Source organism: Pelatocladus sp. BLCC-F211, assembly GCF_041928655.1.
Taxonomy (GTDB): Bacteria; Cyanobacteriota; Cyanobacteriia; order Cyanobacteriales; family Nostocaceae; genus Pelatocladus.
In genome coordinates this window covers 16,276-41,270 of the sequence record NZ_JBHFLM010000094.1, presented here as the reverse complement: position 1 = coordinate 41,270, position 24,995 = coordinate 16,276, and the positions used below count along the sequence as shown (strand labels likewise).

24 protein-coding genes, 2 tRNA genes and 1 pseudogene are annotated in these 24,995 nt (G+C 39.4%); 16 read left to right on the top strand and 11 right to left on the bottom strand.

Annotation, left to right across the window (positions count from 1 at the left end; genetic code table 11):
* Positions 1-111: 111 nt before the first annotated feature.
* The 3 genes from ACE1AT_RS11735 to ACE1AT_RS11725 all read left to right on the top strand — a co-directional run bounded on the left by ACE1AT_RS11735 (position 112) and on the right by ACE1AT_RS11725 (position 3,306).
* A complete protein-coding gene (locus ACE1AT_RS11735) occupies positions 112-1,317 on the top strand; it encodes an ABC exporter membrane fusion protein (protein WP_374868417.1) in 1,206 nt (401 codons plus the stop codon).
* Between the two features lie 95 nt (positions 1,318-1,412).
* Positions 1,413-2,585 (top strand): ABC transporter permease DevC, encoded by a 1,173-nt coding sequence (gene devC / locus ACE1AT_RS11730; RefSeq protein WP_374868415.1) that lies wholly within the window; start codon positions 1,413-1,415, stop codon positions 2,583-2,585.
* A gap of 25 nt (positions 2,586-2,610) precedes the next feature.
* On the top strand, positions 2,611-3,306 hold the full coding sequence (locus ACE1AT_RS11725; protein ID WP_374868414.1) for a DevA family ABC transporter ATP-binding protein: 696 nt from the start codon (positions 2,611-2,613) through the stop codon (positions 3,304-3,306).
* 48 nt (positions 3,307-3,354) lie between these two features.
* Here ACE1AT_RS11725 and ACE1AT_RS11720 read toward each other — a convergent pair whose 3' ends face one another.
* Positions 3,355-4,614 (bottom strand): hypothetical protein, encoded by a 1,260-nt coding sequence (locus ACE1AT_RS11720; protein ID WP_374868412.1) that lies wholly within the window; start codon positions 4,612-4,614, stop codon positions 3,355-3,357.
* Between the two features lie 135 nt (positions 4,615-4,749).
* On the opposite strand from ACE1AT_RS11720, the pseudogene ACE1AT_RS11715 reads away from it, so the two are divergent.
* From ACE1AT_RS11715 to ACE1AT_RS11700, 4 genes and pseudogenes are all read left to right on the top strand, one after another.
* A pseudogene (locus ACE1AT_RS11715) lies at positions 4,750-4,848 on the top strand (class I SAM-dependent methyltransferase); the annotation flags it as partial.
* A gap of 76 nt (positions 4,849-4,924) precedes the next feature.
* Positions 4,925-5,542 (top strand): hypothetical protein, encoded by a 618-nt coding sequence (locus ACE1AT_RS11710; RefSeq protein WP_374868410.1) that lies wholly within the window; start codon positions 4,925-4,927, stop codon positions 5,540-5,542.
* 146 nt (positions 5,543-5,688) lie between these two features.
* Positions 5,689-6,894, top strand: coding sequence for a DUF4336 domain-containing protein (locus ACE1AT_RS11705; protein WP_374868408.1), 1,206 nt, complete (start codon positions 5,689-5,691; stop codon positions 6,892-6,894).
* 167 nt (positions 6,895-7,061) lie between these two features.
* Positions 7,062-7,871 carry a hypothetical protein gene (locus tag ACE1AT_RS11700; protein WP_374868406.1) on the top strand — a complete coding sequence of 270 codons (810 nt, stop codon included), beginning with the start codon at positions 7,062-7,064 and terminating at the stop codon, positions 7,869-7,871.
* 225 nt (positions 7,872-8,096) lie between these two features.
* Here ACE1AT_RS11700 and ACE1AT_RS11695 read toward each other — a convergent pair whose 3' ends face one another.
* Positions 8,097-9,065: a CHAD domain-containing protein gene (locus tag ACE1AT_RS11695; RefSeq protein ID WP_374868404.1), complete on the bottom strand. Its 969-nt coding sequence runs from the start codon at positions 9,063-9,065 to the stop codon at positions 8,097-8,099.
* Positions 9,066-9,363: 298 nt separating this feature from the next.
* Between ACE1AT_RS11695 and ACE1AT_RS11690 the strand changes: the two genes are divergently transcribed.
* A complete protein-coding gene (locus ACE1AT_RS11690; RefSeq protein WP_374868427.1) occupies positions 9,364-10,428 on the top strand; it encodes a DUF3616 domain-containing protein in 1,065 nt (354 codons plus the stop codon).
* On the opposite strand, the gene ACE1AT_RS11685 is transcribed toward ACE1AT_RS11690, so the two are convergent.
* Positions 10,429-10,833, bottom strand: a complete 405-nt coding sequence (locus ACE1AT_RS11685) for an NIL domain-containing protein (protein WP_017309801.1) — start codon at positions 10,831-10,833, stop codon at positions 10,429-10,431.
* A gap of 120 nt (positions 10,834-10,953) precedes the next feature.
* Between ACE1AT_RS11685 and ACE1AT_RS11680 the strand changes: the two genes are divergently transcribed.
* The 3 genes from ACE1AT_RS11680 to ACE1AT_RS11670 all read left to right on the top strand — a co-directional run bounded on the left by ACE1AT_RS11680 (position 10,954) and on the right by ACE1AT_RS11670 (position 12,301).
* Positions 10,954-11,544 carry a thioredoxin family protein gene (locus ACE1AT_RS11680; RefSeq protein ID WP_374868402.1) on the top strand — a complete coding sequence of 197 codons (591 nt, stop codon included), beginning with the start codon at positions 10,954-10,956 and terminating at the stop codon, positions 11,542-11,544.
* 104 nt (positions 11,545-11,648) lie between these two features.
* The gene (locus ACE1AT_RS11675) at positions 11,649-11,954 is read left to right on the top strand and encodes an ArsR/SmtB family transcription factor (RefSeq protein WP_374868400.1); all 306 of its coding nucleotides are present in this window, start codon (positions 11,649-11,651) and stop codon (positions 11,952-11,954) included.
* Positions 11,955-12,085: 131 nt separating this feature from the next.
* Positions 12,086-12,301 carry a hypothetical protein gene (locus ACE1AT_RS11670; RefSeq protein ID WP_374868398.1) on the top strand — a complete coding sequence of 72 codons (216 nt, stop codon included), beginning with the start codon at positions 12,086-12,088 and terminating at the stop codon, positions 12,299-12,301.
* A gap of 167 nt (positions 12,302-12,468) precedes the next feature.
* Here ACE1AT_RS11670 and ACE1AT_RS11665 read toward each other — a convergent pair whose 3' ends face one another.
* Positions 12,469-14,034, bottom strand: a complete 1,566-nt coding sequence (locus ACE1AT_RS11665) for a hypothetical protein (protein ID WP_374868396.1) — start codon at positions 14,032-14,034, stop codon at positions 12,469-12,471.
* A 163-nt stretch (positions 14,035-14,197) separates the two neighbouring features.
* Between ACE1AT_RS11665 and ACE1AT_RS11660 the strand changes: the two genes are divergently transcribed.
* Positions 14,198-17,500, top strand: a complete 3,303-nt coding sequence (locus ACE1AT_RS11660; protein ID WP_374868394.1) for an alpha-mannosidase — start codon at positions 14,198-14,200, stop codon at positions 17,498-17,500.
* Positions 17,501-17,766: 266 nt separating this feature from the next.
* Here ACE1AT_RS11660 and ACE1AT_RS11655 read toward each other — a convergent pair.
* The 5 genes from ACE1AT_RS11655 to yqeK all read right to left on the bottom strand — a co-directional run bounded on the left by ACE1AT_RS11655 (position 17,767) and on the right by yqeK (position 20,634).
* Positions 17,767-17,843: transfer RNA gene (locus ACE1AT_RS11655), tRNA-Met, on the bottom strand.
* A gap of 46 nt (positions 17,844-17,889) precedes the next feature.
* Positions 17,890-18,843, bottom strand: a complete 954-nt coding sequence (locus tag ACE1AT_RS11650) for an asparaginase (RefSeq protein ID WP_374868392.1) — start codon at positions 18,841-18,843, stop codon at positions 17,890-17,892.
* A 119-nt stretch (positions 18,844-18,962) separates the two neighbouring features.
* Complete coding sequence (locus tag ACE1AT_RS11645) at positions 18,963-19,463, bottom strand: CGLD27 family protein (protein ID WP_374868390.1); 501 nt, start codon at positions 19,461-19,463, stop codon at positions 18,963-18,965.
* Entirely contained in the window at positions 19,460-19,921 is a 462-nt protein-coding gene (gene rsfS / locus ACE1AT_RS11640) for a ribosome silencing factor (RefSeq protein WP_374868388.1), read from the bottom strand. Before rsfS ends, ACE1AT_RS11645 begins: the two co-directional genes overlap by 4 nt.
* Positions 19,922-20,037: 116 nt before the next feature.
* Positions 20,038-20,634, bottom strand: coding sequence for a bis(5'-nucleosyl)-tetraphosphatase (symmetrical) YqeK (yqeK, locus tag ACE1AT_RS11635; protein WP_374868386.1), 597 nt, complete (start codon positions 20,632-20,634; stop codon positions 20,038-20,040).
* Positions 20,635-20,851: 217 nt separating this feature from the next.
* Here yqeK and ACE1AT_RS11630 point away from each other — a divergent pair.
* The 3 genes from ACE1AT_RS11630 to ACE1AT_RS11620 all read left to right on the top strand — a co-directional run bounded on the left by ACE1AT_RS11630 (position 20,852) and on the right by ACE1AT_RS11620 (position 21,560).
* A tRNA-Val gene (locus tag ACE1AT_RS11630) sits at positions 20,852-20,925 on the top strand.
* A gap of 196 nt (positions 20,926-21,121) precedes the next feature.
* Positions 21,122-21,349: a type II toxin-antitoxin system HicA family toxin gene (locus ACE1AT_RS11625; RefSeq protein ID WP_374868384.1), complete on the top strand. Its 228-nt coding sequence runs from the start codon at positions 21,122-21,124 to the stop codon at positions 21,347-21,349.
* A complete protein-coding gene (locus tag ACE1AT_RS11620; protein WP_374868382.1) occupies positions 21,342-21,560 on the top strand; it encodes a type II toxin-antitoxin system HicB family antitoxin in 219 nt (72 codons plus the stop codon). The genes ACE1AT_RS11625 and ACE1AT_RS11620 overlap by 8 nt, the downstream gene beginning before the upstream one ends.
* A gap of 161 nt (positions 21,561-21,721) precedes the next feature.
* Here the strand turns inward: ACE1AT_RS11620 and cysK are convergent, their stop codons facing one another.
* Entirely contained in the window at positions 21,722-22,684 is a 963-nt protein-coding gene (cysK, locus tag ACE1AT_RS11615; protein WP_374868380.1) for a cysteine synthase A, read from the bottom strand.
* Between the two features lie 189 nt (positions 22,685-22,873).
* Here cysK and ACE1AT_RS11610 point away from each other — a divergent pair, with 189 nt between their 5' ends.
* Positions 22,874-24,424 (top strand): metallophosphoesterase, encoded by a 1,551-nt coding sequence (locus tag ACE1AT_RS11610; protein WP_374868378.1) that lies wholly within the window; start codon positions 22,874-22,876, stop codon positions 24,422-24,424.
* A 154-nt stretch (positions 24,425-24,578) separates the two neighbouring features.
* Here ACE1AT_RS11610 and ACE1AT_RS11605 read toward each other — a convergent pair whose 3' ends face one another.
* A complete protein-coding gene (locus ACE1AT_RS11605; RefSeq protein ID WP_374868376.1) occupies positions 24,579-24,989 on the bottom strand; it encodes a hypothetical protein in 411 nt (136 codons plus the stop codon).
* Positions 24,990-24,995 lie beyond the last annotated feature (6 nt).

The window sequence follows — 24,995 nt, the reverse complement described above, 5'->3', positions numbered from 1 at the left end:
TTACTTTCTACTATCTATATGACTGTAGAGCAGAGCTATTGCCATTCGTCTCTCTTAAATTACATGAATAATTGCAAGAGAGTAGTATCCTTAGCTAGGAAAATATAAATCATGGTGCAAAAACAAAAGCAGCCAATTACGATACCTATAAATCAGTTGCCTATAATTTTGGCAATTGCTACGGCTGTAGGTATCAGTGCAATTTCTCTCTACGGCCTTTCTAGATTTAGACCAAAGTCTGCAAATAATACTTCAGCTACCCCAATTAATACCCCTGCTATTACTAGTGTTGCTGCTCTTGGACGTTTAGAGCCTCAAGGAGAAGTGATTAATTTGTCTGCTCCTAATTCCCAAGGTGGTGTCCAAGTAGCAAAACTCCTTGTAAACAAAGGGGATAAAGTACGTAAAGGGCAAGAAATTGCACTGCTTGACAATTTTTATGTCCGTCTTGCAGCCTTAGAAAACGCTAAACAACAAGTTTTAGTTGCTCAAGCTAGTCTCAATCAGGTAAAAGCAGGGGCGAAAGCAGGAGATATAGCTGCCCAAAAGGCGACTATTGCTCGCCTAGAAGCAGAGTTGTATGGAGAAATATCTACACAACAAGCAACGATAGCTCGCTTACAGGCAGAATTACGTAATGCCAAAAGCGAAAATCAACGGTATCAGATGTTGTACAAACAGGGAGCTATTTCAGCATCCGATGCAGATGCTAAAGGCTTGAGAATGGATACTGTCCAACAACAGCTCAATGAGGCAAAAGCTAACCGGAGCCGTATAGTAGACACTCTGCAAAAACAGTTAAGCGAAGCTAGAGCTAGGCTAGCGAGTATTGCTGAAGTCCGTCCTACTGATGTCCAAGCAGCTCAAGCTGAGGTTGAAAAGGCAAAAACAGCAGTAGTACAGGCTCGTGCTGATCTGGATTTGAGCGTAGTGCGATCGCCTGTAGATGGACAAATCATCAAAATTTATACTTGGCCTGGAGAAATTATCGGTAATCAAGGAATTGCTCAGATCGGTTACACAGAGCAGATGTATGTGGTAGCAGAAGTCTATGAAACTGATATTAAAAAAGTGCATCTAGGTCAGTCAGCAATTATTACTAGCGATGCTTTTTCCGGCAAATTACAAGGAACAGTAACAGATATAGGCTTACAAGTTACTCAACAAAATATCTTTAGTAACAATCCAGAAGCAGATACAGATAACAAGGTAGTTGATGTCAAAATTCGTATCAATAACCCAGCAGATAATCAACGAGTTGCAGCCCTTACTAACTTACAAGTAGAAGTACTTATCAATCTTAGGCAATCTCAATAATAAATACTTGTTTGATCATAGAAAATCTGAAGAAAATTTTTGAGGATTTTATTCCAAAAAATTGCATTTTTAATCTCAGTTTTGAGGTTTACAAGATGATTAACAATATACCTGTAGCCTGGCTACAACTAGCTCGACAAAAACTCCGCTTTGCAGTAGCTTTGGCTGGTATTGCGTTTGTTGCTGTTTTGATGTTCATGCAGATTGGCTTTCAAGATGCTCTCTATGACAGTGCTACACAAGTGCAGAAAAACTTAGTAGGAGATTTATTTATAATTAGTTCTCAATATAAATCTTTGACCTCAAATCAAAGTTTTCCACGTGTTCGTTTATATCAAGCATTAGGGTTTGATGATATAAAGTCGGTCATGCCTGTATATGTTCAATTTGCTAAACTAAAAAACCCAATTAATGGTCGTAAGTTCCCTATATACGTACTGGGTTTTGACCCAGCCGAATTTGTTTTTAAATTACCAGAAATCGAGAATAATATAAATCTTCTCAAACGTCCTAATGTAGTTTTATTTGATCGTGGTTCTCGATCAGAGTTTGGACCAATCGCGGAAAATTTTGAGCAAAAAAAACCTGTTAGCATTGAAATATTTGGATATAATTCGACAATTGGCTACAAAGTTAAAGTCGGTGGCTTATTTAAGCTTGGACCTTCCTTTGGAGTTGATGGAAATTTAATGATTAGTTATTCAACTTTCATCAAGGTATTTAGAGACCGTACTGCTGATTATATAGATATAGGATTACTTACTCTCAAACCCGGTGCCGATCGCCAAAAAGTTTTAGCAAGTTTGTCAGACCACTTACCCAAAGATGTGAAAATTTTAACACGTCAGGGTTTTATTGATTTTGAAAAAAACTATTGGAGTTTAAGAACACCTATTGGATTTGTATTTAATTTAATGGTAATCATGGGATTTATTGTTGGTGTAGTTGTTGTTTATCAAATCCTTTATAGTAATATATCTAACCATTTAGCTGAATATGCAACATTAAAAGCAATGGGATTTAAAAATCAATATTTGCTAGGTGTAGTTTTTCAACAGGCTGTAATTTTGGCAATTATAGGCTATATCCCTGGGATAATTATATCTATGGGTTTATACGATTTGGCTAAGAATGCTACTAAGTTACCAGTAATTATGAGTTATGAAAAGGCATTAATAATCTTATTTTCTACACTTTTAATGTGTTTAACTTCGGCATTTTTATCAACAAATAAATTGCGATCTGTAGATCCAGCAGACATTTTCTAATTTAATCACATAATATTGCAAATTCATGTTTCAACAAGAAATTGTTGTTTCCGTTAGAAATATCAATCACTACTTTGGTCAAAAATCATTACGAAGCCAGATTTTATTTGACATTAATTTGGTGGTAAAATCTGGAGAAATTGTAATTATGTCTGGCCCATCTGGTTCAGGAAAAACGACTTTACTAACTTTGATTGGCGGTTTACGGTCTGTCCAAGAAGGGAGCCTCAAATTTCTAGATTGGGAATTGCATGGGGCCAGTGATGAAAAGTTAGTACAAATACGACGCCAAATTGGCTATATTTTCCAAGCTCATAACTTACTTGATTTCTTAACAGCCCGCCAGAATGTCCAAATGTCACTTGAACTACAAAAAAATCTTTCTTACCGACAGGCTCGTCTGAAATCAGAAGCGATGCTTCATGCTGTTAAATTGGGACATCGAGTTAATTACTATCCTACCCATCTTTCGGGAGGGCAAAAGCAACGAGTAGCCATTGCTCGTGCTTTAGTGAGTCAGCCCAAATTAGTCTTAGCTGATGAACCGACTGCTGCTTTAGACAGTAAATCAGGTCGAGAAGTTGTAGAAATAATGCAGCTACTGGCTAAGGAACAGCAATGTGCTATTTTAATGGTGACTCATGACAATCGAGTTCTAGACATAGCAGATAAAATTATCCACATAGAAGATGGTCGAATAATTAAAGAAGATTTGTTTTAAACCAATCCGGCGGAATTCTCTATCGCTCTACAGCATGAATAAAAAAATTTACTTCTTAACTAAAATATATGCTGTAGCATATTCAGGTAATTGACTAATGTACCTGGTAAAATCTTTATTAGTCTTAAAAATACCTGCCAAAAAATCGAGTTGATAAAGGTTTGGTAAAAATGCTCCGCCTGTGTCGGCTATTACTCCCATTTTTAATTGTTTACTTTTACCTTGACCATACTCAATCACAATTACCCGACCTAAACCGATATTCAATACATCCCCCGCAAAAGTTACTCCTGGTTTAATGGAAATTTTTGCGTCAATTTTATATCCATATCCTTTAATTGCATTCACTTTTCTAAAATACCAATAGCGCTTTTGTGCTGTTGGTTTCACACCTCGAACATAAGACATGCCGTTGTTTCTATCGACATTAAAAAACTCTCTAGTCCCATCCGTAAAATTAATTAATATAGTTCCTTGCATCAAGGCTTCTTCTAAACCTTTGCGAGTCAAATAAGCAAGAGGTTCAACTTTACCATATTCTCTTCCACCAGGTTCATAGATACCTGATAAAACATCCTGCTTGGTATATCTAGTATAGAATTTATCGCCAGTTAAATTATCTTTTAAACTGTAAATTGGTATATTGTATGTAGAAGTCTTCTTATGAGATCCTGTATGAGTGAAAACGGCATATTTAGTAATTCTGAGCCGTTTTTGTTGAGGGTTTTGTGGCTTATAAGCAGACCATTTAATTACTTTAAAATTAGTATTAATAAAATTAGGATCTTGTAAGCGAGTGGTGCGATTATTAGCGATATCTTCTTTTAATACAGTAATCATAAAATCTAGGGTTTTCAGTGTGTCTTGGACACTAACACCCGTAGTTCCTAGTAATCCTGTTCGGAGAATATCTGGATCTTGATTAGCGTGGTCTTGGTAATATTTTCTAGTATTAGTAAGAACAAATAATAAATCTTTTTGATTGAAATTAACTTTATTAGTTGGTAGTTTGGCAGGAGAGATAATTTTATTGCCGTTAACGCTATATTTATACTTTTTAAATTCATCAATAACTTGATATGGGGCAGAAGCTGAGATCAATTCTGAGCTTGATGCAAAATTATTTTGTTGACCTAGATTATTTTCCGGCAAATTTTTAGCGCTTATAGGTTTTGCTGGAACAGAGGCTAAAGAAAATTGCTGTTGAGTGTTGGACTGAGTATGTAAATAGCCACCGACCAAACCAGCAGATAATAAAGTAGCAAAACCAATAAGCAAACGAAACTTTTGATTAAATAAAATACTCATAACTAGAAAAATTTAATCTCAAATAAAGTTTTGTGTTCTAAATTGTAGTTTTAAATTGTAATTTTACTGTAATTTCACATTAAAACTTAAAATATAAATTGTTATCTTGCCTCGATTCGATATATATAATTTCAGATGAAAGACAAAATCAAACCAGACTGGGCTGGTGAAGGACTGCTCTCTCAATTTGTAAATCTACTAATCCAGACCAAACCAATTTACAACCTGATGAAACAACCAGTGACAGTTGCCAGCGATCCCCGCCACCGCACTATTATTAGTTCTAAGCCAAACTAAAGAGGATGACTCAATGCGATCGCCTGACTTAACATCACCAACTTCAGCAGATTTTGCAACCGTACTTGATCAAGCTGTGTCTGCATATCGCAAACAAGCAGGCGATCGCCCCAGAGCTAAAGCAGTGGTAAATGCCTTATTACAAGCAGAAAAAGCTGCTAAACAACAAAAAATTCAGTATTCTTTTGCATCTTTACTCGGTCAATGGCGACTATATTTTACCACAGGGACTCATAAACTTAAAAAGCGGGGAGGAATTGAATTAGGTAGAGGTTTTTATCTACCAAAGTTAGCATCAGCACACATTTGTTTTGCTGCTACAGATATGGTTGATGGTAAAGGCGAAATTGGCAATCAGGTACAACTTGGCCCCTTGTTGTTAAAACTCACAGGCCCAGCCAAATATTTAGGCAAGAAAAACTTGTTGGCCTTTGATTTTACCCAAATGCACATCAGCTTGTTTGGTCGTGTTGTTTATAAACAACAGATTCGAGGCGGTAAGAGTCAAACAGAGGATTTCTACAATCAAACTATTGCCAAACTTGCCTTTTTTAGCTTCTTTCTGATCACAGAAGATTTAATCGCGGCGCGTGGACGTGGGGGTGGACTGGCGATTTGGATTAAAGAATAAAAAATTTCAAGGGATTTTCAGGACAAATTTCAGAAAGATTCTGATTTTTTCTTACACCCTCACACCCCTATTTTTATTAGAGCAGATTTAGATAAAATATTCTCAGTCTTGGGGATTGGGAGGATCGAGTCGTGGAAATAACCACGATGAACGTGCAAAATATGCAGACACAACAGGATGGTATTTCTTTAAAAGATTGGTCTTGGGCTTTCTGGCCTGTTCTACCACTATATCCATTTGGCAAACGACGCACACTCCGCCAAGAAGTAGTTAAGGATACGATTTGGACTTTTGACCAGATACAGGGCATTTTCTATGTTGTTGTGCCAATTCGCATGACTGTTGTGAAGCTAGAAGCAGGTGGACTTCTCGTTTATGCACCGATCGCACCAACTCCAGAGTGTATACGCCTGGTTGAAGAATTAGTTGCAGAACACGGGGATATCAAATATATTATCCTGCCTACCATTTCTGGTTTAGAGCATAAAGTTTTTGTCGGCCCTTTTGCCAGACGCTTTCCCCAAGCACAAGTGTTTGTAGCCCCGAAACAGTGGAGTTTTCCTCTCAATTTACCCCTGAGTTGGCTGGGTTTACCTTTAGGGCGTACTCATGTATTGCCAGCAAATAGTAGCGATGTACCCTTTGGTAATGAGTTTGACTATGCAATTCTTGGCCCTATTGAGTTGGGACCAGGACGATTTGCGGAAGTTGCATTTTTCCACAAGCGATCGCGGACATTGTTAGTTACAGATATAGTTTTGTCTATCCCTGCTGAACCACCACCAATAGTCCAACTTGATCCTTATCCTTTACTATTTCATGCTAAAGACGACGCTTTCCACATCGTTTTTGACACTGAGGCTAACCGTCGTAAAGGATGGCAAAGAATTGTATTATTTGCTTTTTACTTCCGACCAAGTGCGCTAGAAGTAGTTGGCATGGGACAAGTTTTTCGTCATGCATTGGGAGCGCCAGATCGTTCCAAGAAAGCCTATTTTGGTTTGTTTCCTTTTAAATGGAATAATTGGCAACAGTCTTTTTATACTCTACGCGGGGATGGACGCTTGTTTGTGGCACCAATTCTGCAAACTCTAATTCTGAACCGAGATCCAGAGGAAACTATCAAATGGGCTAACCAAGTAGCGAGTTGGGATTTTCTGCGGATTATTCCTTGTCACCTCGACTCACCGATTGACGCAACCCCAAGTCAATTTCGGCAAGCTTTTAGTTTTCTGGAAAAAACAGAAAATCCTCTTCAGTTTTTACCAGCACAAGACTTGGAATTTTTAAATGAAGTTTCACAAGGGTTAAGTGATCGCGGTATTACGCCACCAGCGAAAGAAAGGATATAGCATTATCTCTTTTAGCTGACGAAAAAGTCTTGAGGGTGATGCTCAAATCAGTGGAAATTTTCGATTTAAAGGTTTGTGGCGAGAGCTTGAGTATAAGGAGATTTTGGGTTAGAGTGCGATCGCTAGCAAGGTTGCGGAGGTTAAGTAATCGAGCTACGAGAGGATAAATGAAAAAACAAGATTTAGGAATATATATTGGATTAGTATTAACTGGAGTTCTTTTAGTAGGAGTTCTACCTCTTATTAGAGAATTGGGGCTTCACTTCCTAAGTGGCTATTTGTACTCAACATGGTTTTTTATCGGATTTTTTATCCTGATTGCAGTTTGTTTTGGCTTCTTTGCTTTTCTGGCACTTTCCCGGCTAAACTTTCAAGAAGATCGAAAGGTTATCAACCTCAAACAAGAAAGAATAGCAATACAGGAAAAAATACGTGAAAAAACATCATCTAATATTCTTGAAATTATTCAACTAAATTTGAATCAATTAGATGAATACTATACAATTAATAAAAATCAGGCGAGGAACAGCTTCTACACAAGTCTTTTTCTAATATTTTTAGGTTTTCTTACAATTACATTTGCTATTGTACTTTTCTTGTTCAATCCAAATCTTAATATAAGTATACCTGTTATATCTGGAATTTCAGGCGTTTTACTTCAGTTTATCGGAGGAGCTAATTTCTTTATCTACAGTAAGACCCTTGAGCAAGTTAATCGTTTTTATAACAATCTTATCAAAACACAAGATACTATGTTAGCCATTGAACTTTGTCGCCAGATTGATGATGAAGATAAGAAAAAAAATCTCATGGAAAAAGTTGTGATTGATTTGCTCAAGAGAAGTTCTTTGTATGCATCTGAATTGCTCAGATTCACCTCTGCTGGGGAGGTGAATAATTATATTCAAGAAAGAAAAATAGAAGGGGAATCAGAAAAAATAGATGAAAAGAAGATTGAGAGTGAGGAAGTTGCTTGAGCATTAATGATCGCGCTTCAAGTTCAAGATGCTAGTATTTCAACAGTGCGAGCAATCGCTTCATAAACTAACTTTCGCGACTCGCAAACTAACTTCTGCGACTCGTAAACTAACTTTTGCAATTCATAAACCTGTTTTTCTGACTGTAATGAGGACTAAAGTCCTCACTACAAACAACAAATGAGAATTGTGTGTCACACCTGCGTAAGTCCTAATTGAATTAATCTAAGCAGGATAAAGTACTGTTAAATGTAAATCCTGTCTAGTTTTCCCTTGTAAATACCGTTCTTGTAATGGTTGCCATTGCTCCCACATTTTGTAACGATTTTCTGCTAACTTGTTAGCAATTGTGGGAATCTGAGTATCAATTTCTGATTTGAAGATATTCTCTAGCCACTCAGCCATAACTGTACTATCCTGCATAGAACCCAAGATATCTTGGATGTTTTTGAGTTCAGCAACATAAGCTGTGTAAGTTTCACCGTATAAGTCGCTAAATAACTCCATTTGGTAACGTATACGTTTGGCTTGTTTCCGTAGACTGTGAAGAGTCTTACCGTTGGTTGCTAATTCTTTTTCTATTTTTTCGGCTTCCCAATCGTGTAATACTACCAGTTGAGATCCTTCAATTTGAGTCCCGACTAGCCAACCTGGATGCAATAAGAAATTACTCACCTCTGGCAAAAGTAAATCTGGTAAAATTTCCTGCATAGGTAAACATGCCAGTGGTTGATAATTTGGTTCATCCAACCAATCTTTTAAGGCTTGTTTGATTGATTTATAACGTTCATCTTTCAACATTGTTTGCACATCGGCAAGTGCATTTTCCCGTTGTTTCTCTAGAGCATCCAAAGCTGTTTGTAGAGATTGTCGTTCTTTTTTAGGTAATTGTGGTTGAGAAAGATTTTCGAGAGTTTCTTTTAATACATCTAAGTCCCGAAGATTACCAAGACGATGTGCTATCTTACCGACATTTTTATCACTTACAACCTTTGGGAGATTGATAGCGATCGCAAACCTACTAATAACTGTACGTAAGCGACGCATCCCTACTCGCATTTGATGTAATGCTTCTGGATCTTTATCTTTTTTAACTTCTGTTTCCCATTTTAAGGTTTTTTTAAAGTGTTTTTTGATTGCGGAGTAAGCGTAGTGTCCAAGATTTTCAACTGTCGGTTTTGCAGCCAACGTCATAAAGCCTCCTGGGAAGTGTGGAAACCCATTGCCTTCAGGCATGGGCTTATTTGTTATTAAATATAATATTGTTATGAAACAATCGGATTGAGTTTTAATAATTATAGTTTATTGAAAATCATTGCTCTCTGAAGCCAAAATATATCATTTTACTTCTTTTTTTTAAGCATCTTAATTAAGCAACTAATGAATGATTTCAAAATTATATAAAAATTGAAAACCCAAGCCAGTATCAAATCATACTTAGATTATACAATGATAAAATAGACAATACGTAAACAAATCATCGGAAAAATTTATTTTGGTAAACAAAATTTTACTCACATTTACCGATAGCTTTAAAAAATATCGAGAAGACCTATCGGCAGTAATGCTAACACCTGAAAAGCATTTATGGTTTGGTTCAGATGAGACTTCAACTATTGAACGTCTGTCTTATATTGATGATAAGAATTTTGGTGAGCATAAACAGTATCGTGTAGCAGAATTTATTGATTTACCTGCACCCGAAGACAAAGAAATTGATATTGAAGGTATTGAGTATAGTGACAGTTATCTGTGGATTATTGGTTCCCATAGCTGGAAACGCAAAAAACCAAAACCAGAGAAATCAGAGAGCAAAAATATTCAGAGACTAGCTGAAATTGAATCGGAACCAAATCGATATGTTTTAGCACGCATTCCCCTAGTTGACGGAGAATTATGTAAATCTTGTTCTCATCCAAAAGATCCAAATGTACAGTTAACTGCTGCTAAGTTGCAATTAACTGAGTCTGAAAATGTATTGATGGAAGTTTTGCAAGATGATCCTCATCTCGGTTTTTTTATCACAGCTAAAATTCCTGGTAAAGAAAATGGCTTTGATATAGAAGGTATTGCAGTTTATCAAAATCGAATTTTTCTGGGTTTGCGCGGCCCGGTATTACGAGGTTGGGCTGTCATCTTGGAAATAGAGGTAGAACTTTCTCAAACAGAAGTGTTAACACTAAAGCCAATAGCAGAAAAAGGTCAATCCTACAAAAAGCATTTTGTATTTTTAAATGGTTTGGGAATTAGAGACCTACATTTAGCTGGCGAAGATTTACTGATTCTAGCAGGCCCGACGATGGATTTAGATGGCCCGGTGCAAGTTTATCGTTTGCAGGCGGGTGTTAATTTGCCAGATGATACCCTACACTACCCTGAATATGTACAAGATATTCCCTTTGGTAAGCAAGATGATCATGCAGAAGGAATAACTTTGTTTGAAGATATAACCGGAACACCTTCGCTACTGGTAGTTTACGATTCCCCAGCCAAAACGAGACTCGTGGGTGATGGTGGGGTGATCGCAGATGTGTGTGAGTTAACCATCAACAACTAACTAAATATTTGTGGAAATTGCTTGCACTGGACAGGTGGGTATACACTGTTCACAGACGATGCAGCGCGATCGCGTAAATGTCAGTTTGCTGGTTTGCGGGTTCAAGGTCAAGGCTTCGGTGGGACAAACTCCTGTACATAAACCACAGTGAACACACACCTCTTCGTCTATGACTATTTCTCCCAAGGTGTGAGATACACTAATGTTTTGCGATCGCATCCACTCGATAGCAGCATCTAATTGATCTATATCCCCGGAAAGTTCTACTACCAATTTGCCAATTTGATTTGGCGCTACTTGAGCGCGGATAATATTCGCAGCCACATTAAATTCTTTTGCTAGTCGGTAAGTAACTGGCATTTGAATGGCACGTTTAGGAAAGGTCAGGGTAACTCGTTTTTTCACGGTTATGGATATAGAGATTGAGGATCGCCGAATAATTTTGAATTCCGAATTGAACTTTGCCTTTTAAAATAAAACGGTAAACTAAAAATAACACTACTTAATAAGTTTTAATAATTTTTTATGAGTATAAATACTTCTGGAAAATCTCCAGCTAAGTCAGAATTAAACAGTGGAACGCGGATCAGAAATTTTTTAGTCGCAATAGTAGCGATCGCTCTTAGTGTCACATTGGTTTTGGGATTGAAATCCCAGACTAACACAGTTTCTCTGACTCAGTTGGGTGAAGAATCTACTCCTTTAGAAGTAGCTTTGGCAAACGGTAAGCCATCGCTAGTGGAATTTTATGCTGACTGGTGTGCTGTATGCCAGAAAATGGCACCAGCGATCGCCACATTGGAAAAGCAGTATACAGAAAAAGTTAATTTTGTGATGCTGAATGTGGATAATAGCAAGTGGCTACCAGAGATGTTAAAGTATCGCGTTGATGGTATTCCCCACTTTGTGTATTTAAGTGAAAATGGAGAACCCGTTGCACAGGCGATTGGGGATCAACCCCGCACTATTATGGCAAGTAATTTAGAAGCGTTGGTAGTTGGTTCACCCCTGCCGTATGCTCAAACTAGTGGACAAGTTTCCAAAGTTGTGAAATCAGTACCATCATCGGGTAGTCAAGATGATCCTCGTAGTCATGGTAGTCAAGTGGTGAATTAGAAATGAGTCAATTGTCAACAGTCCACGTGGTTTACCATTGACCATTAACTCAGTAATTATCAAATAAAATTGATATATCGAAAAAAATCGATATAATTTGGAATATGGATAGCAAAGATACTGATATTTTTAAAGTCCTGGCTAATGAGACTAGATTACAGATTCTGCACTGGTTAAAGGAACCGGAGGTAAATTTTCCCTGTCAGGATGTAGATCCTCGTACCGTTGGAGTCTGCGTAGGTAGTATCCAGAAGAAAACTGGTTTGGCTCAGTCTACAATATCTCATTACTTGTCCATGCTCGAAGATACGGGATTAGTTGTCTCAACCAGGGTAGGACAGTGTACTTACTATCGTCGCAATGAAGAAGCTTTTTCTGTGTTTGTGACTCATGTTGCAACTGATATATAAATAAAAAGCTATACTTAGTTGTAGTTTGTTTTTATTTTTTTATATCGAGATTGTTCGATATTTCTAAGATTCAAAATACTGCTATTGTGTAAGTGCGATGGATAACCAACGCTCTATTGAAGGAGATAAGTATGCTGGCAAGCTATTTGTTCTTATTAATAATTGGTATAAGTGCTATTGTTCTGGGAGTAAAAATACGCGAGGAAGTCTATCGCATTGCAGTTGTGTTTAGTGGAGGAATGCTTTTTACGATGGGGTTAATATTGGCTCCCTCACTAGTACAAGTTGGCTTTGTATTGCTGTTGCTGGGACTGATGCAATTATATATTCCTCAACCAAAATTTTAGATAGATATGTAAATTGATGTGAACAAAATATAATTTTGGTTTAAGTTGTTAGTTGTTAGTAGGGGCGCAAGGACTTACGCCAGGGTTAGAGTAGCTCAATTAGGCTTGACACAAAGATTCAGAAGGATTTAAGGTACTGTTAATGAAACAAGTACTGAAAACCTGAATCATAATTTTCCATACCAGAAACGCTGTAATAACTTAAAGATTCTCACTATTGTTTCTTCTAGCCACAGCATCATGCGATCTAACCATACCAGAATTTGTTCTAATGGATGTTTGTCATAACCAATGATTTTGGCTTTTGTTTCGATCCAATCTGGTTTTGCTTCTACTTCTGTAGTTTGCTGGCGTTGCTGCTGAGAAATAGCAAATGCTGTTTGTGCTGCAATAGATATTTTTTTAGATGTTGTTTGTGTTTGAGTAGAAGTGAGATTAGTTACTTGATTGTGCTTTTGCACTAATATTCCTTTGGGTTGTAATGTGAAACTTTGCAGGCGATGAATCAAGCTTTGCAAAGGATTCCTTACTGTTTGACTGCTAGGAACGACTGAGTTTGAAATTGGAGAACTGCTAACTAGATTATTTGTTTGATTTGAATGCTCACGAGATTTACCTATAACTTGAACATCACCAAAGACATCACTTTCACTCAGCCACAAATCTACTAATTCATTACTTCGCATTTTAGAGGTTTTCAGTAACTTGTGGGATTTATGAAGTTGTTTTTTGTGATGATTGATTCGTAAATCTGGAGAAATTTGATGATTGGATTTAGCCTGATCTAATTTTTGACTCTGGCGTTCTCCAAAAAAGAAGTTTATTGCTGCCCAAATCAAATTTTGAATTTTTGATGCTGGATTTTGGGAATTATCAAGAGTTGCTGTTGTTTGCTGACTAGTTGCTATTTGCTCTTTTCCATAAACAAATATTTGCAACTGAGTTTGCAAGATTTGGATGAGTTCGCGGCTAGTATGAGAAATTGGGTCTAAAGCATTTGACTCTAACTTAGCAACAGTTGCATCTAATAAAGCTAGCGATCGCTTGGTATTTAGTAAAGATAATTCTTCTGTATTTTGGTCTGTATTCCCAGATGGTAGTGCTGGTGTTGGGTTTTCGTGATGACTACCAGTTAACTTTGTCAGTAAGCGATTGATTTCACCAATGACGTTTGTTGTTTCTTCTTTAACTTGAGTTAAGCGCCATTGACGCCAATAATTAACAATTTCTGTAATAATTCGCTCTTCTAGCTTTTGTTGTTGCTGGGGCGTTAATATATCTAAAATTTCATTTTCTAATGTAACGAGTACTAGTTGGCGATCGCACAGTTGCGAGGCGATTCCCTGGATATTTGGTGATAAATGGAGAGGTGGAGTAATACCAGACTCTTGACAATTGACTCTTGATAGAAGTTGCAGACTCTCCACAACTTTTAGGACTTGCTGAATCGGTATATCGGGTACTGGCGGTGTTTCTGGCTGGAAATCGGTATAATTTGCTTGTAATTGTGGATTTTGTGTTTGCTGTGCAGTGGCGTGTAGTTGTTTTCCAGCTGATTCTCGCGCTTTTTGAAACAGTATAAATACGGAATAGCTAAGTGCTTCTAAAGACCAATTGGCAGCAACCTGTAAATGACGAAAGGTGCGCCCCACTCCTTCACTCCAACGTCGAGATTGTTTGTGAACGAAGTTAAAAAGTCTGCTTTGATAGCGTTCAGAGGAAGCAGAAGACATGGTAGTGAATTTTTGTTGAGAGCTTTGCTATTTATCCGATTTCCACTAAAAAATAAAGTGGTTGTTTGTGAGTTGTGAGTTGTTAGTTATTAGTTGTTTACCACTATCCACTAACATTACAAGAGAAATACATTAATATTTACGCCATCATAATAGCGAAAATATGACCTCTCCCGTATCGCCATCCAATACCAAAATTATCTCAGCTGCAATCGAGAAATTGCGCTCTTTTTGTCAAGAGAATATTCTCCCAAATTGGCGCTGTTTTGCAGGTGATTTGGCTGTGACTGATGTGAGTGCATCTTTCTTGTCTGAGTGGACGCCTGTTGAGATTAATCCTAAAGGAAATATTGCTTGGGCTGGGGGACAAAAAGTTTTGTGGTTAGCACAAAAGTTGGTGACTCCCCAGAATTTACAAGGTTATGTACTCCAAGGTTTGTCTTTACGGCTAGCGTTGGTTTGGTGGGCGAATTCTGCCCAAATTTATGTGAATGGTGAGTTGGTGGGTGAAGGAGATTTATTTGATTGTTCGCCTCGAATTTTAGTTAGTCAAGCGGTAACACCAGGGGAAGAGTTTTTTATAACTATACGTTTGGTAAGTCCGGGACATTGTGATGGTGCGTTGATGCGATCGCTTTTAGTTTATGAATCAACTGATGAGCAATGTCAAGATCCTGGTTTTGTGGCTGATGAGTTGGCTGTAACACAGCGTTTTTTGACAAAGTTTGCGCCTGAAAGGTTAGATAGTTTGGCGGTGGTAGTAGATAAGGTGATGAACCGCCAGGACGCGAAGGAAGAGAGGGGAGAGTTTGATAATTGTCTATTATCATTGCGGGACAGTTTAATTAAATCCAAAATCCAAAATCCAAAATCCAAAATATCTCTGTTGGGTCATGCTCATTTGGATATGGCGTGGCTATGGCGGGTGAGTGAAACTTGGGAAGCGGCGCAGAGTACTTTTGAGTCGGTTTTAAGGTTACAGTCAGATTTTCCAGAGTTAGTTTTTTGTCATTCGACGCCAGCTTTGTATGCTTGGGTGGAGGAAAATCGCCCGGATTTATTTAGGGCGATTCAAGAAAAGGTTGCGGCGGGATTTTGGGAAATTGTCGGTGGTTTTTGGGTGGAACCAGAGTTAAATTTAATTGCTGGTGAATCGATTGTGCGGCAATTATTGTATGGTCAGCGCTATGTGCAAGCAAAGTTTGGTAAGCTGGCGAGTATAGTTTGGGTTCCTGATACTTTTGGTTTTTGTGCGACTTTGCCACAGTTTATGCAACAGTCTGGAATTGAGTATTTTGTGACGCAAAAGTTGCGGTGGAATGATACGACGAAGTTTCCTTACGGTGCTTTTTGGTGGCGTTCTCCTGATGGTAGTGAAATACTGAGTTTGATGTCCGCACCTGTGGGTGAAGGTATCGACCCTGTGAAAATGGCTGATTATGCGATTGAATGGCAAACTCAAACTGGATTTACAGATTCACTTTGGCTTCCCGGTGTCGGCGACCACGGCGGCGGTCCCACACGTGATATGTTAGAAGTTGCCCAACGCTGGCAAAAATCTCCCCTATTTCCCCAACTAGAATTTACGACTGCTGAAAAATACCTCCAACAACTGCAATCAACGATTAATTCTCAAACATCAACCACTCTCCCCACCTGGAATGATGAACTCTACCTGGAATTCCACCGTGGTTGTTATACTACCCACGGCGATCAAAAACGTTGGAATCGTCGTTGTGAGAATTTGTTGTACCAAGCAGAATTGTTTGCTGCGATCGCCACTCTCAAATGTGGGGTAAATTATCCAAAAGCGGAACTAGAAGCAACTTGGAAGCAAGTTTTATTTAACCAGTTTCACGACATTTTGCCTGGTTCCTCAATTACTGAAGTCTATGAGGATGCTTTAGTTGAGTGGCAAGAAGTGGAAAAAGTCGGTACGGAGATATTAGAGGAGTCCTTGCGAGCGATCGCATCTCAAATTTCTTTCCCAACACCACCACAGCCAGATAGTTTACCTGTGGTTGTCTTCAATTCCCTAAATTGGCAGCGTTCTGAGGTTGTGAGTATTGCTTTACCCTCTACCATTGCACCCAATCAGGAATGGCAGATTTACGATCATTCTGGAAACCAAATCATTTCCCAGTTGGGTGAAGCTTCCACACTGTTATTTTTAGCAAGCAATATTCCACCTGTAGGCTACCGTGTTTTTTGGCTGTGTCTTTGTCAATCCAAAAATGCACATAACATAACCCAGTCTGAAGATACCAAATTAAGCTTGCAAAAGCAAGAACAATTTTCGTCAGAAAGATTGACTTTAGAAAATGAATTTTTGCGAGTAATTATTGATGAACAAACTGGTAATTTAGCGAGTGTTTTTGACAAGGTTAATCATAGAGAAGTTCTCAATCAAGCAGGCGGAAATCTATTACAAGCTTTTCAAGATAGTGGTCAATATTGGGACGCATGGAATATCGATCCCAATTATGCCCAGCATCCTCTACCACCAGCGAGTCTAAAATCTATCGAATGGTTAGAACAAGGGTCAGTACAACAACGTCTGCGTGTGGTACAGCAACTTGGTCAATCAGAGTTTTGCAGTGATTACATTCTGCCAACAGGCTCATCTGTGCTGAAGATTGCCATGAAGGTAAATTGGCAAGAAGAGCATGTATTAGTGAAAGCAGCCTTTCCTCTTAATCTGGAAGCAGACTTTGCTACCTACGAAATTCCCTGTGGTGCAATTGCTCGCCCCACCAAACCCGAAACTCCAGCAGAACAAGCAAAATGGGAAGTTCCCGCTTTGCGTTGGGCAGACTTGACGACAGAAGAGGAGGACAAGGGGGACAAGGGGGACAAGGAAAAACTTTTCACTAATCCCCAATCCTCAATCCAAAATCTAAAATCCAAAATCCAAAATTCCTATGGCGTGAGTTTGCTGAATGATTGTAAGTATGGTTATGATGCTCAATCAAATCAATTACGGCTAACACTTTTAAGAAGTCCCAATTGGCCTGATCCTCAAGCCGATAGAGGTATACATGAATTCACCTATGCTTTGTATCCCCATGCTGGTGATTGGAAATCAGCTCATACAGTCCGACGGGGGTATGAATTAAATGTACCTTTGCAAGTAATGGTGTGTCCCGCAAATCCTCCCCTTTTGGTGAATGGAGATGAACTAGAAGCAAGTTTCTTAGATTTATCAGCAGAAAATTTAATCTTAATGGCATTTAAACAAGCAGAAGATGATTCGCAAAAGTGGATTTTGCGTTGTTATGAATGTCACGGAGAAACAGCCGAGTTGTCTTTGCAAAATGATTTGGGGCTGATTTTAGAGGAATCTGTGGATTTGTTGGAGCGTTCTTTGTCCACTTCAGAATTCTCAGCCACAGCTATTGAGCAAAAATTCACTATCAAACCCTGGAAAATAATTAATTTGAAGCTGAGTGTAAGTCCTATAAATTAGACCTTTCAGGGTGTAAATTTGGAAAATGAAAATTTCTTGGTGTCTTAGTGTCTTGGTGAGTCCACTTGCCGTCTTGGCGGTTCCCGTCACGTAGACGCGCCAGCGGCTTCTCGTAAGAGTAGGCAAGGTGGCGAACCCGTAGACACGAAGTGGCTTCTCGTAGAGTAGGGTGTTTAAATAATTATTTTTTTCACCACCAAGGCACAAAGACACAAAGAGGAAAACTAAAACCCCTACAATCTGTAACAGTTGTAGGGGTTTAGATTTGGTGGCGGGAAGTGGATTTGAACCACTGACCTTCGGGTTATGAGCCCGACGAGCTACCAGGCTGCTCTATCCCGCGTCGCTTTGTCTTCCCTAATATAGCACTATATTTCAAAAATGTGCAACTACAAAAAAGATAATTCTCCAATTACTTCTAAACGCTTGTATTTACCGAGGTTCATAAATTTTTCTGATAAGGCTTGGGCAACACTAGGACTAATCCACCCCATCTGTTGCAGCAAGTGAATTGCAGCAGCATATTTTGCTCGCTTGGCTCCATCTATGACTTTAATTGCTAGTCCCATGCCTTCACCAAGTCTACTAATGCATTGCACTCCTTCAGCACCAGATTTACTTACTAGTTCTCCTGGAGTTAAACGCATCAGTTCGGTGTCAAATTCTCCATCTCCTGCTACCATTGCGGGGTGGTGAGTCATGGCTCGGACTATCCGCTCCATATCTAAATTACTGCGACAAGCTAATTGAGCATATAAGTATCCCATTTGTGCGAGTTGCATGAGATAGGTAGGAGCGCCACAGTCATCATGAGCGCTAATAAATTCTTCCGCTGGCATTTTTAGCAATTCTGCTACTTTGGTAATAATCAACTGCTGTACAGGGTGTTTACGCTGCAAGTAGTTATTTATTGACCAATTGCATTGCTGACACACAGCTAACATTCCGGCGTGTTTACCAGAGCAGTTATATTCTAAGGGGCTACGCTTGCCTTCGGGAGTTGGACACTGTAAAGCCGATGGATCAATATCAGCCCGCCAGAGAATATTAAATACTTGCCTAACTTGCTGAATTGTGCCTTTATGGGAACTAATGATTATTGCTAAGTCGCGATCGCTCAAATCATAACGTTCTAATGTCCCTGTAGTAGTGACAGCCAGAGCTTGAAATGGTTTGAGAGCTGAACGCACAAAAGTGGCGGTTTCAGCATTCCCAGCAACCGACAGCACTCGTCCCCGTTCGTCGCATACGACAGCTTGGACTATATGCTTTGATTCTATAATGCCTTCGCGCAGTAATCTAACTTCTAATGTGGCAGCTTGGGTTCGTTTTCCCATTGTCATGGGTTGTTATCTATGGTGATTTTGTTATATGTCAATAGTCCATAGTCAATAGTCCCTAGTCAATAGTCTAAAGTTTTTTACCATTGACTATTGACCATTGACCCTTGACAAATGACTATTTAAACTAAGTGCCAAACTATCGTACCAACAACGAAGGACACAGCCAAGGCAGCAAAGGTAATTTGTAACCGTTTGATGATTGGTTTAATTTCATAGCTGACAATCAAGCGATCGCGGTTTAATATTTCCAGTGGTTTTGTCCAGGTTTGGCCGTCGTACCACCCCGATTCTTCATAAAAAATGATTGGACTAGCAAGGCGATCGCGTACATAGGACCAACCTAAGTATAAGCGTAGGAGTGCCAGTACTACGCCGATACTTCCGCCCGCCGCACCACAAAGAATAAACTGAATCGTGTATTTGTGTGGAGTAAAGCTTGCTGCTGCAATTGGTGCTGCTACTAGCCAAGATAAACCCCAGATCCAAGCTATTTTTGTGATGTAGTCACGCCAGTTTAAGGTGCAATCGCTAAATAACCAAGAAGATTTTAACTCTTCATACTCGTTGAGTGGTTGTTGCTCAGTAGGAACCGGGCAGTTGGAGATTGAAGATTTGATCATGTTGATTTACCCCCATCATCGTCGGATGTTGGAAACTCGACACGTTCTGCATGACCCCAAAATGCTTCTAAATTATAAAACTCACGCTCTTTTGGCATCATGATATGGACAATCACATCGCCGTAATCTAGGACTACCCAACTTCCTTCAGATTTCCCTTCTACTCGTAAGGGAGATCGTTGCCATTCTTGTTGTACTTGATCTTCGACGGCCTGGGCGATCGCTCTGACCTGTACTCTAGAATAGCCCGTCATAAATGCAAAGTAGTCTGCTAGATAAGATACATCTGTGACTTTGAGTACTAATATGTCACCTGCTTTCCGGTCTGATGCTGCTTCAGCAATGGTTGCGACTACATTTGTACTGCTATCGTTGTTGTCAATACGTGTAGCTCTTGCTACACCTTTTTGAACAGTAAGTGATTGGAATGGAAAGTTGGCTTGGAAATAATCAGACATTAAACCTCAGCTGCTTCTTTGTGTCTTGACAATTTTTTACAACTACTGACAAATGATCATTTAATTGCAACTGTACACGAGCTGGTTTTTTTGAATACTAACAAAAAAACGGGGATCTATACAGTTGTTGACAGAATTGCCTGTTTAGTCCTTGACTTTTGCATAAACCAATTGCGGGTGGCGATCGCCCGCGGATGAATTAAACTAGGGCTTTCCAGTAAAAATTTAAAAGTGTAATCGCAGGTTAGCCAAACAGCCCGTTCGAGATTTTCAAAACTTGTTTTTCTTAAAGCTTCTAATTGAGCAGAGTCACCCCGCCCTGGTTCCAGAGTATCTGCTAAAAATACGATACAAGAGAGTTGACCCATGCTTGGTCTACCCAAAGTGTGATTGGCGATCGCTTGTAATATTTCTTCATCTTGTACACTAAAAGTGTCTTTAGCAACGATCGCACTCACATCTGCATGTAATAGATGGGGTGATGCTGCTAAAACCTCGTCTATTTCCAATCCTGCAACTTCTGCCATCTGCAAAAGTTTTTGAGGTTGAAAATATTTTGCCAAATCATGCATTAGCCCAGCCGTGGCAGCTTTTTCTCGATCCAGATGATAATTTTCAGCTAACTCCACAGCCATTTGTTCTACCCTGAGAATGTGGTTAATTCGCGAATTCGGAACATTCTCAGCTAACCAGGCTAAGACTTTTTGGCGCATAATCACTTGATACCCAACTAGAGGATTGTGACAATCAAAATAAAAATATTTCAATAGATACTTTTATTGTAACGAATCGCGTCAGTCCTCAGTTTTAGGAAAAGGGCTAAGAAATCGCCTTGAGTCAAAAAATTGGATCATTTATTTTTTGGAGTTATCTAAATTTTCTGCAAAACTTGCTTTAAGTAAAAAATTTATGTTATACTCGCAAAAGTGCGGACGTATAGCTCAGTTGGTTAGAGCGCTACGTTGACATCGTAGAGGTCACTGGTTCGAGTCCAGTTACGTCCATTTATTGTCGATAGCCAAATTATTTGACCACTTGACTTCCAATACCTTGGATGCAGGAAGTGAAGTATGTGATCGCTCTTACTATATCAGTGTAAGGGAAAGGGTGAGGCGATCGCTTAACTCTTATACTTGCGGGTTGGTTTTTTGAGGCGAGATTGAAGCTAAGATGCTGTGGTTGATAGTTGATGTTTAAGTAATGCCTAAGAAAATCAGGGAGTTAAAACAATGGCTGCGCCAAGTAGGTTTTACTGAACTCCCAGGTAAAGGAAGTCACACTAACTGGATACATCCGTTATATGCTGGAAAGCTAACGGTTTCAGGTAAAGATGGTGCGGATGCTAAATCCTACCAAGAAAAAGACGTGCAACAAGCTATAAAAGAAGTAGAGGAGAAACAACAGCAGGAGAAGCAGGAAAATGAGTAAATTGAAGTATCAAATGTTAATTCAATGGTCTGAAGCAGACAACTGCTTCTTGGTTGGATTTCCTGATTTTCCCGGACAGCGTTGGCGGACTCATGGCGATACTTATGAGGAGGCTGTGACTAATGGCATTGAAGCATTAGAGTCCTTAATTATCGCTTACGAAGCGACAAATGAACCCTTGCCGGAGCCAACTGTTAATCAAGCTGCCTAGTTGAATTGCTGTATCTAGAGATATAGCGATCGCACTTCCACACAGTTACCAAAACAGTAGTGAAAGCGGCAAGCAATGCCCGCCTCTTTCCCTACTGTACGATGAGCATTATTATGTCAATAGATTTATTTACTTTCTAACTTGTTCCTCATAGTCAGTAATTACACTTTCTGCAACCACTCAGTTTCTTGTGGTTCTTGGAAAAGTGATGTACTTAAGTAGCGTTCACCGAAACTAGGCTGAATCATCACAATTAATTTGCCTTCATTTTCTGGACGCTTTGCGACTTGAATCGCTGCATACAAAGCCGCACCAGCAGAAATACCTGATAACAAGCCTTCTTCTCTCGCTAAACGACGCCCATAGGAAATCGATTGCTCATCTGTGACTTGAATTACTTCATCCACTAAGTCTGGACGGTAAATATCTGGAACAAATCCAGCACCGATACCTTGAATTTTATGCGGGCCGGGTAAACCTCCAGTTAATACAGGACTGTTAGCTGGTTCCACTGCGATCGCTTGAAAACTTGGTTTACGTTGTTTGATTACTTCCGCTACACCAGTAATTGTTCCACCAGTACCGACTCCCGCCACTACAATATCTACCTGTCCATCAGTATCTTGCCAAATTTCTTCGGCTGTGGTTTCTCGATGCACCTTGGGATTGGCAGGATTGCGAAACTGCTGTAACATCCGAGCATTAGGTGTTTGTGCTACTATCTGTTCAGCCCGAACGATCGCACCCCGCATTCCTTCTACTCCTGGCGTTAACACCAGTTTTGCACCATAAGCTCTCAGCATAGCTTGTCTTTCTTTACTCATGGTGTCAGGCATTGTCAAAATTAAATCATAGCCCTTAGCAGCTGCCACCATTGCCAAAGCAATACCCGTATTCCCAGAAGTCGGCTCAACTAAAACATTTTGTCCTGGTTTGATCCAGCCTGCTGCTTCCGCAGCTTCCACCATACTCACTCCAATTCTGTCTTTCACAGATGCTGCTGGATTCATACTTTCCAACTTCACCACAATCTGAGCTACTGCTCCTGCACTTTGGGGAATTCTATTCAACCGAACTAAAGGAGTTCTTCCCACTAATTCTGTAATATCGTCAGCAATCCGCATCTAAATTTTCCTTTTTGGCTACAAAATACATCTAAAAGAGCTACTTTTAGTGATCTAATGTCTGTATTCAATATACTACTGTTCGTCGGTAGGCTTTTAGTTTTTTCTTAATCAACCAAAATTAAGTAAGTTAGTGGTTATTTTCCAAAATCTAAAATCCAAAATTGTTTGACCCTTGACTATATAATTATGAAATTTGTATCTGATCCGGCGATCGCTGATAAAATTCGTAAAATGAATCAACGGGTAAAGTGGCAAGATCCGTTGGTTGTGCAACGTAGCATAGATCAAACTCGGCTAGTATTAAATGACGACCGAGCCGAGGAACCAGAATTTTCATTTTTAGTGGTGGGTGATAGTGGTTCCGGGTCACACTATACATATAATCCCCAACGCCAAGTAGCAGAATTGATGCTTCCCCATCGTCAGGAATGCCGTTTTCTGTTGCATACAGGCGATGTGATTTACTTAGTAGGGTCAAGCGAGTACTACCAAAAAAACTTCATTGAACCTTACCGGGAGTTTATCTGTGGAGGTGAGCAACCCCAGCGTATTGCTTACGACCAGATGATTTTTGAGTTTCCCATTTTACCCGTACCGGGAAATCACGATTACTATGATTTGCCGCTTGTTTATGGATTAGTCTCTTTAGCTACATTGCCAATACGTAATATTATTGGTAGTAAATTGGATTTAGATGTTGGTTGGCATGGTTCTAAACAAGGTGACGCCTATGCGCGAGCCTTCTTAGACTATTTAAAAGTTTTCATGCTTCCACCAGACCTAGCGCGTCATTTAGATACACACTACACAGCCAAAACTGATACTGGTCGATGTCTGCATTATAAACCGGGAATTTTTACCTGTCTACCCAATCGTTACTACACTTTCCGCTATTCTGGCATAGATTTCTTTGCTTTAGATTCTAATACATTCAACGATCCATCGCCACTGCCAGCAACACAACAAGGAGATATCGATCGCCAAATTTTGGAAAAGCGCCGTGTCGAGATGGAACAACAAAAGCAGGAAATTATGGAAACCTCGAACCAACTAGATCCCAATGATCCGAGTGAGGCTGAACATCTGGATGATTTGCGGGCAAAATTGTCACAAATAGAAGAAATTGTTGTTGACATTGACAAGCAACTTGCTGCTGACCACAAAACGGTAGTAGATACTGAACAACTAGATTGGCTAAAGCAGCGACTAATAAAATCCTGGCACACCAAAGAAGTACGAGGAAGAGTAATTTATTTTCACCACCCGCCTTACGTGACTGAAGCAACAAAATGGAACCAGGCGCAAACTTTGGCTGTACGCGATCGCCTGCGTAATGTGCTGGATGGGGTAGCAGCAGAGGTTGGTTCTCTAGCTGAAGGTCGTCCTTTGGTAGATTTAGTATTGAACGGTCACGCCCATTGTTTAGAACACCTACAAACAATGAATACAGGTCACGCTGACAGCAATATCAACTGGATTGTTTGCGGTGGTAGTGGTTACAGTTTGCGACGCCAACGGACTGAGGGAACAGATTTATTAGAAGATCAAAAATTAGTAGCGCGTTCCCAATTATTCGTAGGTCGCACAGGACAAGGTTCCCAAAAACGCCGACCATATTCCTGTTTGCGTATCGATGTCAAAGATGGTTGTCCTCCCAAGTTTGTTGTTCGTCCTTTAGTTGTCGAACGTTATCAGCGTCAGTGGCGCGATCGCCAAGTTCAACCATTTACTATTTGACCAATTACCTTGGGACGGGTATAGGCGTGTGAGGGTTTAAGGGTGTAGGAATTTATGAAATATCCCACAAAAAAAAGCGATGATTGAGAAATTTCTCAATCATCGCGATTACCTTCCTAGACGTAAAATTCCCAACTTAGCAACACTAAAAAAACTAAATTACACCAGGACCTTTACCCCGTTTGTCGCCTTCCATTGTTAATTCGCCTTGCTTATCTTCGTTAATTTCTCTTAATTCTTCAACACGATTTTCTATATCTTCTTCTGCTTGTTGACGCGCATCACCTGGTACGTCGTAGTACATTTCTGGTTCAACCGCGTAGTTATTTAATAAACCTTCTTTGTCTACAGTATAGCCATCTGTAGTACGTATACTTTCACCAGGATGAGTTTGATCGTCTGTAGAGGCACTGGCTTCTCTTTCTTCTGTAGGTTTTGTTTTAAATAAGTCTCCTTCTCTTTCTTGACGTGCAGCAGTTTCAGCAGGGACAATATGCGGATCGTATTTATTTTCGCGAACGCGATCAGATGTATCTGCTCCTTTTTTATAAGCTTCATTAGCCATAATTTA

What these genes read in the sequence shown, in the direction of transcription:
- ACE1AT_RS11735 (WP_374868417.1), top strand. Translation starts at nt 112, where the DNA reads ATGGTGCAAAAACAAAAGCAGCCAATTACGATACCTATAAATCAGTTG.
- devC (WP_374868415.1), top strand. Translation starts at nt 1,413, where the DNA reads ATGATTAACAATATACCTGTAGCCTGGCTACAACTAGCTCGACAAAAA.
- ACE1AT_RS11725 (WP_374868414.1), top strand. Translation starts at nt 2,611, where the DNA reads ATGTTTCAACAAGAAATTGTTGTTTCCGTTAGAAATATCAATCACTAC.
- ACE1AT_RS11720 (WP_374868412.1), bottom strand. Translation starts at nt 4,614, where the DNA reads ATGAGTATTTTATTTAATCAAAAGTTTCGTTTGCTTATTGGTTTTGCT.
- ACE1AT_RS11710 (WP_374868410.1), top strand. Translation starts at nt 4,925, where the DNA reads ATGCGATCGCCTGACTTAACATCACCAACTTCAGCAGATTTTGCAACC.
- ACE1AT_RS11705 (WP_374868408.1), top strand. Translation starts at nt 5,689, where the DNA reads ATGAACGTGCAAAATATGCAGACACAACAGGATGGTATTTCTTTAAAA.
- ACE1AT_RS11700 (WP_374868406.1), top strand. Translation starts at nt 7,062, where the DNA reads ATGAAAAAACAAGATTTAGGAATATATATTGGATTAGTATTAACTGGA.
- ACE1AT_RS11695 (WP_374868404.1), bottom strand. Translation starts at nt 9,065, where the DNA reads ATGACGTTGGCTGCAAAACCGACAGTTGAAAATCTTGGACACTACGCT.
- ACE1AT_RS11680 (WP_374868402.1), top strand. Translation starts at nt 10,954, where the DNA reads ATGAGTATAAATACTTCTGGAAAATCTCCAGCTAAGTCAGAATTAAAC.
- ACE1AT_RS11675 (WP_374868400.1), top strand. Translation starts at nt 11,649, where the DNA reads ATGGATAGCAAAGATACTGATATTTTTAAAGTCCTGGCTAATGAGACT.
- ACE1AT_RS11670 (WP_374868398.1), top strand. Translation starts at nt 12,086, where the DNA reads ATGCTGGCAAGCTATTTGTTCTTATTAATAATTGGTATAAGTGCTATT.
- ACE1AT_RS11665 (WP_374868396.1), bottom strand. Translation starts at nt 14,034, where the DNA reads ATGTCTTCTGCTTCCTCTGAACGCTATCAAAGCAGACTTTTTAACTTC.
- ACE1AT_RS11660 (WP_374868394.1), top strand. Translation starts at nt 14,198, where the DNA reads ATGACCTCTCCCGTATCGCCATCCAATACCAAAATTATCTCAGCTGCA.
- ACE1AT_RS11650 (WP_374868392.1), bottom strand. Translation starts at nt 18,843, where the DNA reads ATGACAATGGGAAAACGAACCCAAGCTGCCACATTAGAAGTTAGATTA.
- ACE1AT_RS11645 (WP_374868390.1), bottom strand. Translation starts at nt 19,463, where the DNA reads ATGATCAAATCTTCAATCTCCAACTGCCCGGTTCCTACTGAGCAACAA.
- rsfS (WP_374868388.1), bottom strand. Translation starts at nt 19,921, where the DNA reads ATGTCTGATTATTTCCAAGCCAACTTTCCATTCCAATCACTTACTGTT.
- yqeK (WP_374868386.1), bottom strand. Translation starts at nt 20,634, where the DNA reads ATGCGCCAAAAAGTCTTAGCCTGGTTAGCTGAGAATGTTCCGAATTCG.
- ACE1AT_RS11625 (WP_374868384.1), top strand. Translation starts at nt 21,122, where the DNA reads ATGCCTAAGAAAATCAGGGAGTTAAAACAATGGCTGCGCCAAGTAGGT.
- ACE1AT_RS11620 (WP_374868382.1), top strand. Translation starts at nt 21,342, where the DNA reads ATGAGTAAATTGAAGTATCAAATGTTAATTCAATGGTCTGAAGCAGAC.
- cysK (WP_374868380.1), bottom strand. Translation starts at nt 22,684, where the DNA reads ATGCGGATTGCTGACGATATTACAGAATTAGTGGGAAGAACTCCTTTA.
- ACE1AT_RS11610 (WP_374868378.1), top strand. Translation starts at nt 22,874, where the DNA reads ATGAAATTTGTATCTGATCCGGCGATCGCTGATAAAATTCGTAAAATG.
- ACE1AT_RS11605 (WP_374868376.1), bottom strand. Translation starts at nt 24,989, where the DNA reads ATGGCTAATGAAGCTTATAAAAAAGGAGCAGATACATCTGATCGCGTT.